Here is a 17,122-nt window from a genome sequence, read left to right as displayed (position 1 = left end):
CTCCGCTCAAGTTTGATTGACATGTCATGTCTCACTGCGTGTCGCCCCGCTTGCCGCCCGATTTGCTACCGCGTTCGATCGCTTCGTAGTGGTCGATCTTGTCGCTGATCGCCGCAAGGTTCGCCTGTAATTGCGCGATGCGCGCGAGGACCGCCTCGCGATGCGCAACGAGCATTTCGCGGCGCGCACCGACGCTGACGTCGCCCTGCGCACGCAAGGCGGCGAACGCCTGCATGCCGGCGATCGGCATGCCGGTCGCCTTGAGCCGCATCACGAACTGCAGCCAGTCGAGGTCGGCCGGCGAATACAGGCGATGCCCCGCCTCGCTGCGTCCGACGGCGCGCAGCAGGCCCGACTGCTCGTAGTAACGCAGCGTGTGGGTGGAAACGCCGCTCGAAGCGGCAACCTGACCGATCGTGAGTGGTATGGACATGACAGAACCAAGGTTAGGAGTTCGAGTGCACTCTAAGTCAAGCGCGCCGATTCGTGAACCGTCGGTACGCAAAAACGTCGTCGTTTTCTCGCGGCGCGTAGGCTTGCGCCCACACCGTTTGACGGTTGGGAGCCGCCTCGTCCTCAGTTAGAATCGCCAGCGTTCTGTAAGCAATTGGAGCGCGCTCGATGCGATTGGCGAAGCAATGCGGGACCCGTCGGCGGACGTTGCGGTCGGCATGTTTGACGTTCGCCATGCTGTGCGGCTTCGCCGCGCTTGCATGGAAGGCCGATGCAGCCCGCATCACGCAGGTGTCGCCGCAAGGCAAAGTCGCGCAGGTGCGCCAGGTCGTCGTCAAGTTCGATCAGGCGATGACCGCGTTCGGCGCCGCGCACGCAGCAGCGCCGGCGCGCGTGCAATGCGACGACGCATCGGCGAGCGCCGGCAGCGGCCGCTGGATCGACGCAAAGACATGGGCGTGGGACTTCAAGGCCGATTTGCCGCCGGGCATGCGTTGTTCGGTCGACCTTAACGACGCATTGAAATCGTCGTCCGGAGAGCCGCTGACCGGCCCGCGCCGATTTGCATTCGAAACCGGCGGACCATTCGTACAGAGCGTGATGCCCGGCGGCGGCGAAATCGAAGAAGACCAGGCGTTTATCGTGCGTCTGAACGGCCCGGCCACCGATGCTTCGGTACGCGAACATATCTGGTGCGAATCGAGCGGCCTCGGCAATCGCATCCCCGTCAAAGCGGTCGAGCCCTCCGTGCGTACCGCCCTGCTCTCGCGCTTTCGCTTGCAGAAAGACGCCGCACGCATCCTGACGCTGCAATGCCAGCAGACGCTGCCCTCGGGCACGAAGATGCAGCTCGTCTATGGCGCCGGCGTCGCGGGCCCGAGCGGCCTCGCCAACGATGTCGAGCGGCGCTTCGATTACATGGTGCGCGAGCCTTTCGCCGCGAGTTTCTCGTGCGAGCGCGAAAACGCAAAAGCGCCATGCACGCCATTGCGTCCGTTGCGCGTGAAGTTCAACGCACCGATCGCGCGTGCCGACGCCGTGAAGATCCGGCTGCAGGCGTCTAAAGAACGCGCTAAGGAAAGCACTGAGGGAAGCACCGACGAAAGCACCGGGCGGAACATCGCCCCGACCTTCCCGCGCGACGACAGAAGCGCCGAAGTCGACACGGTCGAATTCGCCGCGCCCTTGCCCGAACACGCCGAACTGACGATCGACGTGCCGGCGCATCTGAAAGACGTCAGTGGCCGCGCGCTATCGAATGCCGACCTCTTTCCGCTGAAGACGACGACCGCGCCGCTGCCGCCGCTCGCGAAGTTCTCATCGGGCACCTTCGGCATTATCGAGCGCTATGCGCAGTCCGATAAGCCGGCGCTCGTGCCCGTCACGCTGCGCAATGTCGAAGCGGATCTGCACGTCGAAGGGCTCAACGCAGGCAACACACAGTTCAGCGAAATGCGCGTCGATGCGGACACCGACATCCGCCGCTGGATGCGTGTCGTCGATCGTTTCGATCAGTATGGAATGACGCGCGAATCGATCGCGAAGCTGATGCCGGATCTGCTCGAGCGCAACCCGCATCCGGTGTTCGTGCCGCGCGCGCCCGATGAAACGCCAGACAACGCACAAAATAACAGCGAGCGCGAGCGGCTGATCGATGTGCGCTCGCTGTCGCTGCTCGCCGGCCAGCGCGGCGTGGCAACGCTCACCTTGCCGAAGGCGGACCCGAAAACGCTAAGGCCATTCGAAGTGATCGGCGTGCCGATCGCGAAGCCAGGCTTCTATGTGATCGAACTCGCCTCGCCGGCGCTCGGCGCATCGCTGCTCGCGAAGCCCGCGCCGATGTACGTGCGCACGGCCGTGCTCGTGACGAACCTCGGCGTGCACTTCAAACAGGGACGCGAAAACAGCGTCGTCTGGGTGACGACGCTCGACAAGGGCCGGCCGGTGCCGAATGCTGCCATCCGCGTCAGCGACTGCAACGGCAGCGAACTCGCCTCAGGCAACACCGACGCGCGCGGCCTGCTCACGATCGGCAAGCCGCTGCCAACACCCGCGCGCTGCAACGACGGCAACTACGAAGGCCTGTTCGTCTCGGCCCGCATCGACGATCCGAAGACCGGCGCGGACATGGCGTTCGTGCGCACCGAATGGAATCGCGGTATCGAGTCGTGGCGCTTCAATGTGCCGACCGATATGAGCCGCGAAGAGACGGTGCGCGCGCATACGATTTTCGATCGCACGTTGTTGCGCGCGGGGGAAACGGTATCGATGAAGCACATGCTGCGCGTCGAGACCTTAAGCGGCTTCGCGTTGCCGAAGCGGTATCCGGCGCGCGTGACGATCCGGCATCTCGGCAGCGGCCAGACCTACCGTTTGCCGTTGAAGTGGACCGCCGATCACACGGCGGATTCCACCTTCGCCATTCCGGCCGCGGCGAAGCTCGGCGAATACAGTGTATCGCTCGACGATGGCGACCCGAACGCGGCGGCCGGTAACGGCAACGACGATGCTGAAAACAACGATGGCAACGAAGCCGATGCGGACGGCGGCCCTGCGCCGCACATGAGCTACGAGTCGGGCAGCTTTCGCGTCGAAGCGTTCCGTCTGCCTGTCTTCAAAGGCTCGATCGCAGTACGCGACGAAAAATCGCATCCGCTGATCGCGGCGCGCGAAGCGCCGCTCGCATTGCAGATCGACTACGTATCGGGCGGCGCGGCGTCGGGCTTGCCGGTGCAGGTCTCGGCGCTGACCAGAAGCACATCGCCCGCATTCGCCCACATGTATCCCGACTTCAGCTTCATGGCATATCGCAAGCCGTCCGACGACGATGCCGCGTCATCCGCGAACGAAGACGGCGGCGACGACGGCGACGGCGACGGCGACGGCGGCGGCGGCACGTCATCGCCGTCGAACGAAGACAGCACGAAGCTCGTGGCCGACAAGGAACCGGTCACGCTCGAGCGCAACGGGTCCGGCACGCTGACGCTGAAGAACCTGCCGCCGCTCGACGCGCCGAGGCGCCTCGTGCTCGAAGCGAGCTTCGCCGATCCCAATGGCGAAGTCCAGACGATCAGCGGCGGCACGACGCTGTGGCCCGCCGCAATCGTCGCGGGCGTGAAGTCGGGGCAATGGGTGTCGGTTGGCCGCACCGTTCCGGTCAAGGCGCTGGCCGTCGATCTGCAAGGCAAACCGCGCGCCGGCGTGGCGCTCGACGTGCGCGGCATCGCGCGCATCACGAGCAGTTCGCGCAAGCGCATGGTCGGCGGCTTCTATGCATACGACAACCACACCGAAACGCACGACCTCGGCTCGCTTTGCAGCGGCACGAGCGACGCGCACGGCTTGCTGTCGTGCGACGCGACGCTGCGCGAAGCGGGCAATATCGACCTCGTCGTGACCGCGAAAGACGGCGAGGGCCGCCAGTCGACCGCGACCACATCGGTGTGGGTCACGCGTGCCGACGAATTATGGTTCGGCGGCGACAACACGGACCGTATCGACGTCTTGCCCGAAAAGACCAGCTACGAGCCCGGCGAAACCGCGCGCTTTCAGGTGCGCATGCCGTTCCGCTTCGCGACCGCGCTCGTCGCAGTCGAACGCGAAGGCATTATCGACACGCGCGTCGTGCAACTGAACGGCACCGACCCGACGATCGAACTCAGGGTGGACGAAGCGTGGGGCCCCAACGTCTACGTTTCGGTGCTCGCGCTGCGCGGGCGGATTCGCGACGTGCCGTGGTATTCGTTCTTCACATGGGGCTGGAAAGCGCCGCTCGAATGGGCGCGCGCGTTCTGGTATGAAGGCCGGCACTACGAGCCGCCGACGGCGCTCGTCGATCTGTCGAAACCGGCATTCCGCTACGGCCTCGCGCAAATCAAGGTCGGCACCGCCGCGCACCGGCTCGCGGTCGACGTGACGCCCGATGCGCAAACCTACACGGTACGCGGCAAGGCGCACGTGAAGCTGCGTGTGCGGATGCCTGGCGGCGCGCCCGCGCCGGCCGGCACGCAGATCGCGGTGGCCGCCGTCGACGAAGCCTTGCTCGAACTGATGCCGAACCGCAGCTGGGATCTGCTCGACGCGATGCTGCAACAGCGCGCCTACGGCGTCGAGACCTCGACTGCGCAGATGGAGATCGTCGGACGCCGGCACTTCGGCCGCAAGGCCGTGCCCGCCGGCGGCGGCGGCGGACATGCGGCCACGCGCGAACTGTTCGACACGCTGCTGCTGTGGAACCCGCGCGTCACGCTCGACGCGCAGGGCGCCGCCTCGCTCGACGTACCGCTCAACGATTCGCTGACGCGCTTCAGGATCGTCGCGATCGCCGCAGTCGGCACCGGCACGTTCGGCACCGGCAGCGCAACGATTCGCAGCACGCAGGATTTGCAGCTGATTTCGGGACTGCCGCCGCTCGTGCGCGAAGGCGATCGGTTCCGCGCGCAATTCACGGTGCGCAATACGACGGCGCGCGCGATGAAGGTGGTCGTCAGCGCGAATGTGCCGGGGCTTGCATTGCCGCCGCAAACGGTCGATGTCGGGCCGGACGCCGCGCGCGAAGTCGCGTGGGATGTCACGACGCCCGACGGGCTCGCCGATGCGGCATCCCCCGCGCTGGCGTGGAATGTGAGCGCGTCTGAGCAGGCAGGACCGCGCGCGGCCGACTCGCTGAAGATCACCGAGCGCGTCGCCGCGGCGATTCCGGTCACGGTCCAGCAGGCGACGCTCGCGCAAGTCGACGCAACGCTGTCGCTGCCCGTCGCCGCGCCGCCCGATGCGAGCGCGGCCAGCAACGGCGCATTGCGCGGCGGCATTGCGGTGTCGCTGCAGCCGAAGCTCGCGGACGGTCTACCCGGCGTCCGGCGCTGGCTCGAACGCTATCCGTATACGTGCCTCGAACAGCAAAGCTCGCGCGCAATCGGCCTGCGTGACGCGCAGCTGTGGCAGTCGGTGGTCGCGAAGATGCCCGTCTATCTCGATCGCGACGGCCTCGCAAACTACTTCCCGCCCGGCGACGGCAGCCGCGACACAGGCAGCACGGTGCTGACCGCGTATCTGCTGTCGGCAAGCGACGAAGCCGCCAGGCTCGATACGCGCTTCGCGCTGCCCGACGAGTTGCGCGGCAAGCTCGAGGCGGGTCTCGCCGCTTTCGTCGAAGGCCGCATCGAGCGCAATGCGTGGGCGCCGCGCAAGGATCTCGATTTGCGCAAGCTCGGTGCGCTCGAAGCATTGTCGCGCTTCGGCGCGGTTGAGCCGCGCATGCTCGATTCCATCGAAATCGCGCCGAACCAGTGGCCGACCTCGGCGGTGCTCGACTATTACGCGGTGCTGTCGCGCGTCAAAGGCATTGCGCAGCGCGACGAGAAGCTCGCTCAACTCGAACAGATACTGCGCGCGCGCCTCACGTATCAGGGCACGCGGCTCACGTTTTCGACCGGATCCGGCGATGACCTCTGGTGGCTCATGACCGGTCCGGAAACGAATGCGGCACGTCTCGCGCTGACGTTCGCCGATGCACCGGGCTGGAAAGACGAGATGCCACGGCTCGTCGGCGGGCTACTCGCGTTGCAGCGAAACGGCGCATGGCAAACGACGACGTCGAATGTCTGGGGCTCGCTTGCCGTCGAGCGCTTTTCGCGTGCGTTCGAAAGCGAGCCGGTGAGCGGGCGCACGATGGTGCGGCTCGGCGCGCTCGATAGAACGATTGCGTGGAAAGCGCCGGCGGCTTCGGTATCCGGTGCTGCCAATGTGACTGCGGCTTCCGGTTCTGCTGCTGCCTCGGCTTCCGCTGCTTCCGCTGCATCGCCGGCGAGCGGCACGGCCACGAAAACCACCGCCGCCGGCAACGCCACGCGCAGCGTATTGCTGCCGTGGCCGCCCGCCGCGCAGGGCACGCAGCCGCTTACGCTCACGCAGGAAGGCGCAGGCAAGCCGTGGGCGACGATCGAAAGCCTCGCGGCGGTGGCGCTGAAAGCGCCATTCGCCTCGGGCTACCGGATTACGAAGACCGTCACGCCGCTCGATCCGGCCGTCAAAGGCGTTCTCACGCGCGGCGACGTCGTGCGCGTCCATCTCGACATCGATGCGCAAAGCGATATGACATGGGTCGTCGTCGACGATCCGGTGCCCGCCGGGGCGACGATTCTGGGTTCGGGGCTCGGCCGCGATTCGCAGACAGCCGTGCTCGGCGAAAACCGGAACGATCGGAACGACGAAGACGCGCCGCGTACCGCGTGGCCCACGTTCGTCGAACGCGGCTTCGACGCGTATCGCGCGTACTACGAGTACGTGCCGAAGGGCCGCTTCTCGATCGAGTACACGGTGCGGCTCAATAACGCCGGCACCTTCGGCCTGCCGCCGACGCGCGTCGAAGCGCTCTACGCGCCGTCGGCTTACGGAGCATGGCCGAATGCGCCGGTCGCCGTGCGCCAGGCGGCGGCACCGGGCGCGGCTCAGGCGGTCACGACGTCGGCATCGTCTTCCGACGCCTCCGCCGCTACGTCCGCGTCGGCCCCGAAGTAGCCGCGAACGGGACGGAACCATCATGCGCCGCGCGCCCAGCTCGCTACGAACCCGACCCGCGCAGGCACGCGCACTCGCGCGCGCGGCGGTTGCATGCGCAACCTTATTCGCGACGCTGACGCCGCTCGCCGCTTACGCCTTGCCGGCATTCGACGATGTGCGCGCGCAATGGCGCAGCTCCGACTGGCTGCTGTTGTCGCGCGACGGCGAACCGCTGCAGCGCACGCGCATCGATCTGAGCGAGCGGCGCGGCGAATGGGTCGCGCTCGCCGATGTTTCGCCGGCGCTGCGCGAAGCGATCGTCGTATCCGAAGACAAACGCTTCTACGCGCACAGCGGTGTCGACTGGCGCGGCGCGGCCGCAGCGGCCTGGGGCAACTTGTGGAATACGCGCACGCGCGGCGCCTCGACGGTGACGATGCAATTGTCAGGGCTCCTCGACGACGACCCGCGACGCTCGGGTCAACGCTCGCTCATGCAGAAGGCCGGCCAGGCCTTCGACGCATTGCGTCTCGAACGCAGCTGGCGCAAGGATCAGATCCTCGAGGCCTATCTGAATCTCGTGCCGCTGCGCGGCGAGACGATCGGATTGTCCGCGCTCTCGCTCACGCTGTTCGGCAAGGCGCCCTCGGGCCTCGACGATCGCGAGGCCGCTGTGGCCGCGGCGCTCGTGCGCGCGCCGAATGCACCGTATCCGAAGGTTGCAGCGCGCGCGTGCCGGATCCTGCGCGACATGCACGCGGCCGCGCACTGCGCGAATCTCGATAGCTTCGTGCAGCTCGCGTTCGCACGCCCCGCCCCGGCGTTGCTGAGCACGTCGCCAGCCGCCGAATCGCTTGCGCCGCATTTCGCGCGCCGCGTCGCAAATGAAGTGCATCCGGCCGCCGGTGCGCGCGTGCGCTCGACGCTCGACGCGAACCTGCAGCGCTTCGCGCGCGATACGCTCACGCGTACGCTCGCGGAGCTGAATGCGCGCGCACACGCGCGCAACGTGCACGACGGTGCGGTCGTCGTGCTCGATAACGTGAGCGGCCACGTACTGGCGTGGGTCGGCTCGTCCGGCAATCTGTCGGCCGCATCGGACGTCGATGCGGTGCTTGCGCGCCGCCAGGCCGGCTCGACGTTGAAACCGTTTCTGTACGCCGAGGCCATCGACGAGCGCCGCGTGACGACCGCGACGCTGCTCGACGATGCGCCGCTCGATCTGCCGGCGGGCGGCGGCCTCTACATTCCGCAAAACTACGATAAGGGCTTCAAGGGCTGGGTCAGCGTGCGCACCGCGCTCGGGTCGTCGCTGAATGTGCCCGCGGTACGCACGCTCGTGATGGTCACGCCGCATCGCTTCGCCGATACGCTCGTCGCACTCGGGCTGCCGCTCGAGCAAAGCGGCGACTACTACGGTTACAGCCTCGCGCTCGGCAGCGCGGACGTCACGCTGCTGTCGCTGACCAATGCGTATCGCGCGCTCGCCAACGGCGGCATGGTGTCGCCAACCGTGGATCTCGCGATGCGGTCAGGCGCGGCGCGCCGCAACGGCACCGCGTTCGCAATGCGGCGCGTATTCAGCGCCGACGCGAGCTTTATCGTAACGTCGGTGCTGTCCGACAACAATGCGCGCACGCGCACGTTCGGCTTCGACAGTCCGCTCGCGACACGCTTCTTCTCCGCCGTCAAAACCGGCACGAGCAAAGACATGCGCGACAACTGGACGATCGGTTTTACGTCGTGCTATACGATCGGCGTCTGGGTCGGCAATGCCGACGGCACGCCGATGTGGGACGTATCGGGCGTAACGGGTGCAGCGCCCGTCTGGGCCGCCGTCGCCGGTTATCTGCATCGGCGCGTGGCCAGTACGCCGCCCGCGGCCCCCGCGGGCGTGATCCGCACCCATGTGACGTTCGAGCGGGCGCTCGAACCCGCGCGTGACGAATGGTTTCTGCGCGGCACACAAATGCCGACGGTCGCGCTGTCGGCGGGCGCGCGCGGCGACGAAGCCGCGAACCCGCTCATGGCGCCGCTTATGCAGCGAGGCACAGCGGCCGGTGCGACGAGAACGGCGATGACCGCGACAACGCCATCGACCGCCGCGATTGTCGCCACCGCCTCGCCCGCTGCCGCGCCCCGCATCGGCGCACCGGCCGACGGCACGCTGTTCGCACTCGACCCCGACATTCCGCCCGCGAATCAGCGCATTGCGTTCGAACGCGCGAACGGCACGTCGGCGCATAGCGTATGGCAGCTCGACGGCAAGCGGCTCGGCAATGCGCAGCGCGTAATGTGGCCGCCGTGGCCAGGGCATCACACGCTCGAACTCGTCGACGCAAACGGACGCATCGCCGACAGCGTGCGCTTCGAAGTGCGCGGCGCGACCGCGCGCGCAGCGAGCGCGCGCGACGCCTCGGGCCGTCCACGGACATCGACCGCCGCATCGGGCCATCCATCTTCCGCTACGCCTGCCGCAGAACCATTGCGCAGATGATTCGAACGGCATGGTCCGTGCGAAGCGAAACCTGACGGCGCGAAGCAGCCGTCGACACACTGACCCGCACCCAATGGCACGACGAATCAACGGTTTTCGCAATAGTGCCGCACAAAGTGTCCTATGCTTGAGTCGCAGTGCTTGCTGACTGCATGCGCGGTCCGTTCCCGGCCTTGTTGCCCTCAATGGAGTGCTTGCCATGTTGAAGAAGCTCTGGATGCTGTGCGTTGCGCTGGTGTTCGTGCTGTGTGCGGGCATCGCCGCCGCGGTCGAGGTCAACACGGCCGATCAGGCCGCGCTCGAATCGGTGAAGGGTATCGGGCCCGTCCATGCGAAGGCGATCATCGACGAGCGCACGAAAAACGGCCCGTTCAAGGATGCCGACGATCTCGCGGCTCGCGTCAAGGGCATCGGCGCAAAGTCGGTGAAGAATCTCGAAGCAGCGGGTCTGACGATCAACGGATCGGGCGCGCCGCCGACAGGCGCGGCACGGTCCTCATCGAAGCCGGCATCGAAGTCGACGAAGTCCGCACCGCCCTCCGCCGCGACCACGGCCCAGGCGCCCGCCGCCGAAGCGCCCGCGGCCGCATCGGCTGGCAAAGCATCGAAATCGAAGAAGAACAAGGCCGCCGCATCGGCGCCTGCGGCGTCGGGCGCCTGACCCAAACCCGTGTTTCGGCTCGCAATCGTCTTTTACGATTGACGTGACGCGCACGTGTACGCTGTCGTTTCCCGGTGGCAAGCGTCGTTGTCCTGACGTTGCCCGTGGGTCCACCGCCGCTGCACCGGTTGTTGCCCGTACAACGACCTTTGCCGGCGCTTTCCGTGCCGCGCAATGCTCGCGGCGTTATCCCCCAACCGGTCGCATGGCGCGCACCGGCCCTCAGGAGAGACAGTCATGAGCCTACTCGATACGATCGGTTCGATGTTCGGCAATTCGCCGCAAGGCGGCGGAAGTCAGCAGGCGCTCGTTGCAAGCGTGCTCGAATTCATCAACAACCAGCCTGGCGGTCTGAACGGCCTGATCCAGCGCTTCCGGGAGAATGGCGCCGGAGAAATCATCGGTTCATGGATCAGCACCGGCGAAAACCAGGCGATCAGCGCCGACACGCTGCACAACGTGCTCGGTTCGGAAACCGTCACGAATCTCGCGGCAAAAACGGGCGTCGAGCCCGAGCAGGTCACGGGACTGCTGTCGCAAATCCTGCCGCATGTCGTCAATGCCGCGACGCCGAACGGCGAAGTACCCGCCGACGGCAAGATCGAACCGGCGAACCTGTCGGGCGCGCTCGGCGCGTTGAGCGCGTTGTCGGGATTGTTCGGCAACAAAAACGCCTGACGTGTCCCGTTGCGCCATCGTGCGTGGCCAGGGCGGCAGCGCTTAAACCACGCACCGCCCGGCCACGCGCTCATCTCGGCGCTTGCCATTGTCGCCAGCGTTCCAACGCGTCCAGCTCAAGATCGACTTTCAAGCGTTCCGCTACCAGTTGCTGAATCCGCTCGGCGTTCTGATCCTGTTCCTGTAGCAAGACCCTGCGGTCCTCGCTCAATCGCATTGCGTCGTTCCGGGCGACCATCCAACGTTGCTGCAGCATCGGCCGCACCGCTTCCACCGCGGGCAAATGGCGCATCGCGATAAGATCGCCTGCGTTTGCGGCACGCCTCAACTGCTCGATGTCGCGTCCCGTGGTCCTGCCGGCCTCCGCGAACGCCCGCGCAATCCGGTTCCAGACAAAGCCGTGCTGCTTGACCGCGTACTGACGGCCATGTATGTCGGCATCGAGCGCGCGGCCATGCTCGATCTGCTGATCAAGCCATCGCCGCCGCTCCCACAGCATGGGCTCGCGGTCAGGCCGCGCCATGGCGACCGGTTCGCGGCCATAGGCCGGCGCGAGATCCACCCGCCATTGGGTCGTATAGGGCTCGAAACGCTGCCGTGGCGTCGGCAATAATCCTTGCCCCGTGTTCCGTCGTTGAGGCATCGACTGCGCCTGCGCTGCGAATGCGGCGGCGAAATCGCGGCTATCGATCGCCCGCGATCGAGGATACGGATGGAAGTGCACCCCCGCAGACGCTGCGTCATAGCCTTGGCCAACGAGATCGGATCCGGGCATCGAACCCGGCGCGCGCGCATTGTTGCGGTCTGCCGATATCGGCCTGTCGCCACGGTCTGCGGCCGGTCCCGACGAAACCGGAAACGCTCGCCCGTCCTCGATGAAAAACCTCATCCCGTTGCTACGATCGATGAAAATTCCCGGCGTTTCCGACGACTCGTATTCGGATGGAGGCGCGGACAAAGCGCGAGCGGCGGGCGGCCTTGACTGCCCGGCGAACGGCGGCTGCGCCCGCGGAAAAGGCACATAAGGCGTCGAAACACGCGGACGCGCGCCGCCGCGCACGTTTGTGCCCGGCGCACGCGCGACAGCGGGCGGGCGCGTATCGACCGGCACATTCGCGGGGCGCGCTTCGGGCGCCCGGATCGTGTTCGGATGCATCGGCAACGGGTACATAGCGCATCTCCATCGGTCGCATGCATAGATGCTAGGGACGCGCTACCGCACGTGTGCAATGCTTATTCACGAGCGGCAAAAAAAAGCGGACAACGAATTGCTTCGTTGTCCGCTTGACCTCCGCGCGGCGAGTACCGCTCGCCGAACGTGCGATCAGTGTACGACGCGCTCGAACACGAGCTTGCCGTTAAGCACGTCGACCGGAATCACATCCTTCGGTCCGAACTTGCCCGCGAGAATCAGCTTCGCGACCGGGTTCTCGATCTCCTGCTGGATTGCACGCTTCAGTGGCCGCGCCCCGAACAGCGGATCGTAGCCGACCTTGCCGATCAGCTCGACCGCCTCGTCGGAGACGACGAGCTGCATATCGAGCTTCGCGAGCCGGTCATGCACACGCTCGAGCTGGATCTTCGCGATCGACTCGATGTTCGAGCGGTCGAGCGCATGGAACACGACCACGTCGTCGATCCGGTTCAGGAACTCGGGCCTGAAGTGCAGCTTCACCTCTTCCCAGACCGCGTCCTTCACCGCATCCTGCGGCTCGCCGACCATCGATTGAATGACCTGCGAACCGAGGTTCGATGTCATCACGATCACCGTGTTCTTGAAGTCGACGGTGCGGCCCTGGCCATCGGTCATGCGGCCGTCGTCGAGCACCTGCAGCAGCACGTTGAACACGTCCGGATGCGCCTTCTCGATCTCGTCGAGCAGGATCACGCTGTACGGCTTGCGCCGCACTGCTTCGGTCAGGTAACCGCCTTCCTCGTAGCCGACATAACCGGGCGGCGCGCCAATGAGCCGCGCGACGCTGTGCTTCTCCATGAATTCGCTCATGTCGATCCGGATCAGATGCTCTTCCGAATCGAACAGGAACGAAGCGAGCGCCTTGCACACCTCGGTCTTGCCGACGCCCGTCGGCCCGAGAAACAGGAACGAGCCGTACGGACGGTTCGGATCCGACAGGCCCGCGCGCGACCGGCGGATTGCATCGGCGACCGCGCTGATCGCTTCGTCCTGACCCACGACGCGCTGATGCAGCTTCTCTTCGATCTGCAGCAGCTTTTCGCGCTCGCCCTGCATCATTCGCGCGACCGGGATACCCGTTGCACGCGACACGACTTCCGCGATTTCCTCCGCGCCGACCTGCGTGCGCAACAGGCGCGGACGCGTCGGGTTGTTCTGCTCCTGCGCTTCGGCCTGCGTAACCTGCTTCAGGCGCTGCTCGAGCTGCGGCAGCTTGCCGTACTGCAGCTCGGCAACCTTCTCGAGCTTGCCTTCGCGTTGCAGCCGCGCGATTTCGGCACGCGTTTTCTCGATCTCTTCCTTAAGCTGAGCGCCGCCCTGCACCGCAGCCTTTTCAGCGGTCCAGATTTCTTCGAGATCCGAATATTTGCGGTCGAGCTGCTCGATTTCTTCCTCGATCAGCTGCAAGCGTTTCTGCGACGCTTCGTCCTTCTCCTTCTTCACCGCTTCGCGTTCGATTTTCAGCTGGATGCGGCGGCGATCGAGCCGGTCCATTTCTTCGGGCTTCGAATCGATCTCCATCTTGATCTTCGACGCAGCTTCGTCGATCAGGTCGATCGCCTTGTCCGGCAGGAAACGGTCGGTGATGTAGCGATGCGACAGCTCCGCGGCCGCGACGATTGCCGGGTCGGTGATATCGACGCCGTGGTGCAGCTCATAACGCTCCTGCAAGCCGCGCAGAATCGCGATGGTCGCCTCGACGCTCGGCTCGTCGACGAGCACCTTCTGGAAGCGCCGCTCGAGCGCCGCATCCTTCTCGATGTACTTGCGGTATTCGTCGAGCGTCGTCGCGCCGACACAATGCAGTTCGCCGCGAGACAGCGCCGGCTTCAGCATGTTGCCCGCGTCCATTGCGCCTTCGGCTTTGCCCGCGCCGACCATCGTGTGGATTTCGTCGATAAAGACGATGGTCTGGCCTTCGTCCTTCGCGATGTCGTTGAGCACGGCCTTCAGGCGCTCCTCGAATTCGCCGCGATACTTGGCGCCCGCGAGCAGCGCTGCCATGTCGAGCGACAGCACGCGCTTGCCCTTCAACGTCTCCGGCACTTCGCCGTTGACGATGCGCTGCGCGAGTCCTTCGACGATCGCCGTCTTGCCGACGCCCGGTTCGCCGATCAGCACCGGATTGTTCTTCGTGCGGCGCTGCAGGATCTGGATCGAGCGGCGGATTTCATCGTCGCGGCCGATCACGGGGTCGAGCTTGCCGGCGCGCGCGCGCTCGGTCAGATCGATCGTGTATTTCTTCAACGCTTCGCGCTGGCTCTCGGCGTCCTGGCTGTGCACCTGCGAGCCACCGCGCACCGCGACGATCGCCGCTTCGAGCGATTTGCGCGTCAGCCCATGTTCGCGCGCGAGACGGCCGGCCTCGCCTTTATCGTCGGCGACGGCAAGCAGGAACATTTCGCTCGCGATGTACGTGTCGTTGAGCTTTTGCGCTTCCTTGTCGGCCTGGTTCAGCAGGCCCGTCAGTTCGCGGCCGATCTGCACGTTGCCGTCGGTGCCCTGCACCTGCGGCAAGCGCGCGATCGCGTCATTCAGCGCGCTTTGCAGCGCCTGCGCATGCACACCCGCCCGCGACAGCAGCGAGCGCGCCGAACCATCGGGCTGCGCGACGAGGGCCGCGAGCAGGTGGACGGGCTCGATGTACTGATTGTCATGGCCGACCGCAAGGCTTTGCGCGTCCGCCAGCGCTTCCTGGAATTTGGTGGTGAGTTTGTCGATTCTCACAAGAGACCTCCAATTTCGAATGTCACCAAAGTGAGGGAGGTTATTCGCGTTTCAAGCGTTTTTTGCGCCGGGAGATAACAATTCGCCCGATTGGGCGGGCCGACGGCGCTAATCCGCCGCCGACCGCGTGCGCTCGGGCTTCGCGCCGCCGCGGGCGCCGTACGGACAGCATGCGGCCTGAAGCCGCGTCGGTGCGGCGAGGCGCCGCACGGCACTTACACGTCGGGAGAGACCGGGACGATCGACGCGACCGGCACCGCGGCAGGCATCAGACCCAGCAATCTTAGCAACGGGTCGCTCGGCTGGGCGATATCGCGGATCGTGTGGCGGTCGAGTTCGGCGAAAAACGCGTCGCGCGCGCTTTCGAACACGCTTTTCAGGCGGCAATGAGAGCGGATCGTACAGTTGCGATGCGCGCCTTCGCCGTCGGGCAGGCAGGCGACGAACGCGAAGTCGTTCTCGGCCGCGCGCACCACCTCGCCAACCGTCAGCGCCGACGAGTGCTCGTACAGCCGCAGCCCGCCGTTGCGTCCGCGCACCGTCTCGACCCAGCCGAGTTCAGCGAGTCGCTGGACGACTTTCATCAGATGATTTTTAGAGATTCCGTACGAGTCGGAAATATCCTGGATCGTTGCAAGTCCCTCAGGACGTACGGCGAGGTACAGCAGCACACGCAACGAGTAGTCGGTATAGTCTGTCAGTCTCATGTATGCCAAGTCGCGATCGGCGAAGGCGGGGCCGCACAAAAGTCGGGTCTCGTCCTTTCCAAGGTTGCCGTGAACGCTGTTCATCGCATGCTGTATCGCACGTCTGATTGCGATAAGATGCTTGCTATACGCATCTTATTGCTGCGTTTGTCGTGTTATTTCGCGTAACTATAAACGCTATGGTTTCTTTGCATAGGGACTTTTTTATAAGTTTGATGATGTCTTTTTGCATTTGACCGCCAGCCGTTTGTCGACTGGCTTACTCGTGAACATCGAATGAATCCGTCTTTCGAGCCTGCCGCGGCCGTCGTGCGGCAATCCGAAGCAACTGAAGCGAACATCCGCGAGCTCGTCTACGCGTTCTATGATCGCGTGCGCGCCGATGCGTTGCTCGGTCCCGTCTTCGAACAGAAGATCGCGGGCCGCTGGGACGAGCATCTGCCGAAGATGTGCCTGTTCTGGGGTAGCCTTGTGCTCGGCTCGAAGCGGTACCGGGGCAATGTGCAGCAGACGCACGAGCCGCTCGAAGGCATCGAGCCGCGGCACTTCAGCCGGTGGCTCTACCTGTTTCTCGATACGGTCGAAGCGCGTTACGCGCCTGCGGCGGCCGTGCGCTTCATGGAACCGGCGCTGCGTATCGCGCAGAGCCTGCAGTTGAGCAGGTTCGGGTGGGACTACGAAATTCCCGCCGAGCAAAAGGCGTTGCTCGAGCGCGTGGCGCCGAGGCGGCCGAAGAACGACGGCGATGCACCGCACGCGCATGATGCGGACGCTTTGCCAGCGAGGCGGCGCGGCGAGCCGTTTCCGGCGAAGTTCGTCGGACGCGGACGGGACGACCAGTAAGGGCGCAGCCGGCGCCGCGTCCGCGCGAGGCGCCGCTCAACTGTTCAGCCGCTCAACTGTTCAGCCGCTCAAGCAGCGCCGCGGCAACAAAGCGCGCCGCCAGACGCGTCATTCCGGTTTCGCGTTACCCGAGTCCAAACCCCATCGCTCGAGCGCCTTATCGTCGGTGACCCGCGCATCGACCCAGCGCTCGCCGTGTTCGGTCTTTTCTTTCTTCCAGAACGGCGCGTGGGTCTTCAGATAATCCATCACGAACTCGCACGATGCGAACGCGTTGCCGCGATGCGCGGACGTCGTTGCAACGAGCACGATCTGATCGAGCGGATAAAGCTTGCCGACGCGATGCACGATCAGCACGTCGGTGCCGGGCCAGCGTTCGCGCGCGGCGTCGACGATGCCTTCGAGCGACTTCTCGGTCATGCCCGGATAGTGTTCGAGTTCCATCGTCTCGACCGTGCTGCCTTCGTTCAGATCGCGCACCGTGCCGATAAAGCATGCGACGGCGCCGACTTTCGGATTTTGCGCGCGCAGCGCGGCCAGCTCGGTCGAGACGTCGAAGTCTTCGGTCTGAACACGCACCGTCATGGTTCGACCCCTAACCGCCGGTAACCGGCGGAAAAAATGCGACTTCGCAGCCGTCGGTGATGCGCGTGCCCGCATCGGTCATCACATGATTGCAGGCCATGCGCAACGCGCGCCCTTCGGCAAGCGTATCGGCCCAGATGCCGCCGCGCACGCGCAGCCATGCGCGCACGTCGCCGACGGTCGCGACCTCGGCCGGCACGTCGACCGCCTCGTCGGACAGGCCAAGCGCTTCGCGTACGCTTGCGAAATATTTGAGCTGGATTTTCATCGGCGGC

Annotated in this window: 10 protein-coding genes and 1 pseudogene; 5 read left to right on the top strand and 6 right to left on the bottom strand. The window is 65.5% G+C overall.

What is annotated here, in order from left to right; genetic code table 11:
* Positions 1-31: 31 nt before the first annotated feature.
* Positions 32-433: a MerR family transcriptional regulator gene (locus QYH69_RS09370; RefSeq protein WP_308831599.1), complete on the bottom strand. Its 402-nt coding sequence runs from the start codon at positions 431-433 to the stop codon at positions 32-34.
* Positions 434-687: 254 nt separating this feature from the next.
* Between QYH69_RS09370 and QYH69_RS09365 the strand changes: the two genes are divergently transcribed.
* The 4 genes and pseudogenes from QYH69_RS09365 (at position 688) to QYH69_RS09350 (ending at position 10,790) form a co-directional block, all read left to right on the top strand.
* On the top strand, positions 688-6,972 hold the full coding sequence (locus tag QYH69_RS09365) for an MG2 domain-containing protein (RefSeq protein ID WP_308831667.1): 6,285 nt from the start codon (positions 688-690) through the stop codon (positions 6,970-6,972).
* Positions 6,973-6,994: 22 nt separating this feature from the next.
* Positions 6,995-9,451 (top strand): penicillin-binding protein 1C, encoded by a 2,457-nt coding sequence (pbpC, locus tag QYH69_RS09360; protein ID WP_308831598.1) that lies wholly within the window; start codon positions 6,995-6,997, stop codon positions 9,449-9,451.
* A 199-nt stretch (positions 9,452-9,650) separates the two neighbouring features.
* Positions 9,651-10,109 (top strand): annotated as a pseudogene (locus QYH69_RS09355) (ComEA family DNA-binding protein); the annotation flags it as partial.
* Positions 10,110-10,349: 240 nt separating this feature from the next.
* Positions 10,350-10,790, top strand: a complete 441-nt coding sequence (locus tag QYH69_RS09350; RefSeq protein WP_308831597.1) for a YidB family protein — start codon at positions 10,350-10,352, stop codon at positions 10,788-10,790.
* Positions 10,791-10,860: 70 nt separating this feature from the next.
* Here QYH69_RS09350 and QYH69_RS09345 read toward each other — a convergent pair whose 3' ends face one another.
* The 3 genes from QYH69_RS09345 to QYH69_RS09335 form a co-directional block, all read right to left on the bottom strand.
* The gene (locus QYH69_RS09345) at positions 10,861-11,565 is read right to left on the bottom strand and encodes a hypothetical protein (protein ID WP_308831596.1); all 705 of its coding nucleotides are present in this window, start codon (positions 11,563-11,565) and stop codon (positions 10,861-10,863) included.
* 549 nt (positions 11,566-12,114) lie between these two features.
* Positions 12,115-14,712 carry an ATP-dependent chaperone ClpB gene (gene clpB, locus QYH69_RS09340; RefSeq protein ID WP_308831595.1) on the bottom strand — a complete coding sequence of 866 codons (2,598 nt, stop codon included), beginning with the start codon at positions 14,710-14,712 and terminating at the stop codon, positions 12,115-12,117.
* 215 nt (positions 14,713-14,927) lie between these two features.
* Complete coding sequence (locus QYH69_RS09335; RefSeq protein WP_308831594.1) at positions 14,928-15,419, bottom strand: Rrf2 family transcriptional regulator; 492 nt, start codon at positions 15,417-15,419, stop codon at positions 14,928-14,930.
* Between the two features lie 276 nt (positions 15,420-15,695).
* Between QYH69_RS09335 and QYH69_RS09330 the strand changes: the two genes are divergently transcribed.
* Entirely contained in the window at positions 15,696-16,262 is a 567-nt protein-coding gene (locus QYH69_RS09330; RefSeq protein WP_308831593.1) for a group III truncated hemoglobin, read from the top strand.
* Between the two features lie 108 nt (positions 16,263-16,370).
* On the opposite strand, the gene moaE is transcribed toward QYH69_RS09330, so the two are convergent.
* Both moaE and moaD read right to left on the bottom strand, forming a co-directional pair.
* Positions 16,371-16,847 carry a molybdopterin synthase catalytic subunit MoaE gene (gene moaE, locus QYH69_RS09325; protein ID WP_308831592.1) on the bottom strand — a complete coding sequence of 159 codons (477 nt, stop codon included), beginning with the start codon at positions 16,845-16,847 and terminating at the stop codon, positions 16,371-16,373.
* 10 nt (positions 16,848-16,857) lie between these two features.
* The gene (gene moaD, locus QYH69_RS09320) at positions 16,858-17,115 is read right to left on the bottom strand and encodes a molybdopterin converting factor subunit 1 (RefSeq protein WP_075157330.1); all 258 of its coding nucleotides are present in this window, start codon (positions 17,113-17,115) and stop codon (positions 16,858-16,860) included.
* Positions 17,116-17,122: the final 7 nt, after the last annotated feature.

Origin of the sequence: Paraburkholderia sp. SARCC-3016 (assembly GCF_031119615.1) — a bacterium.
Lineage (GTDB): Bacteria > Pseudomonadota > Gammaproteobacteria > Burkholderiales > Burkholderiaceae > Paraburkholderia.
Note: the sequence above shows the minus strand (reverse complement) of the source record. Positions and strands in the feature narration are given on the sequence as shown.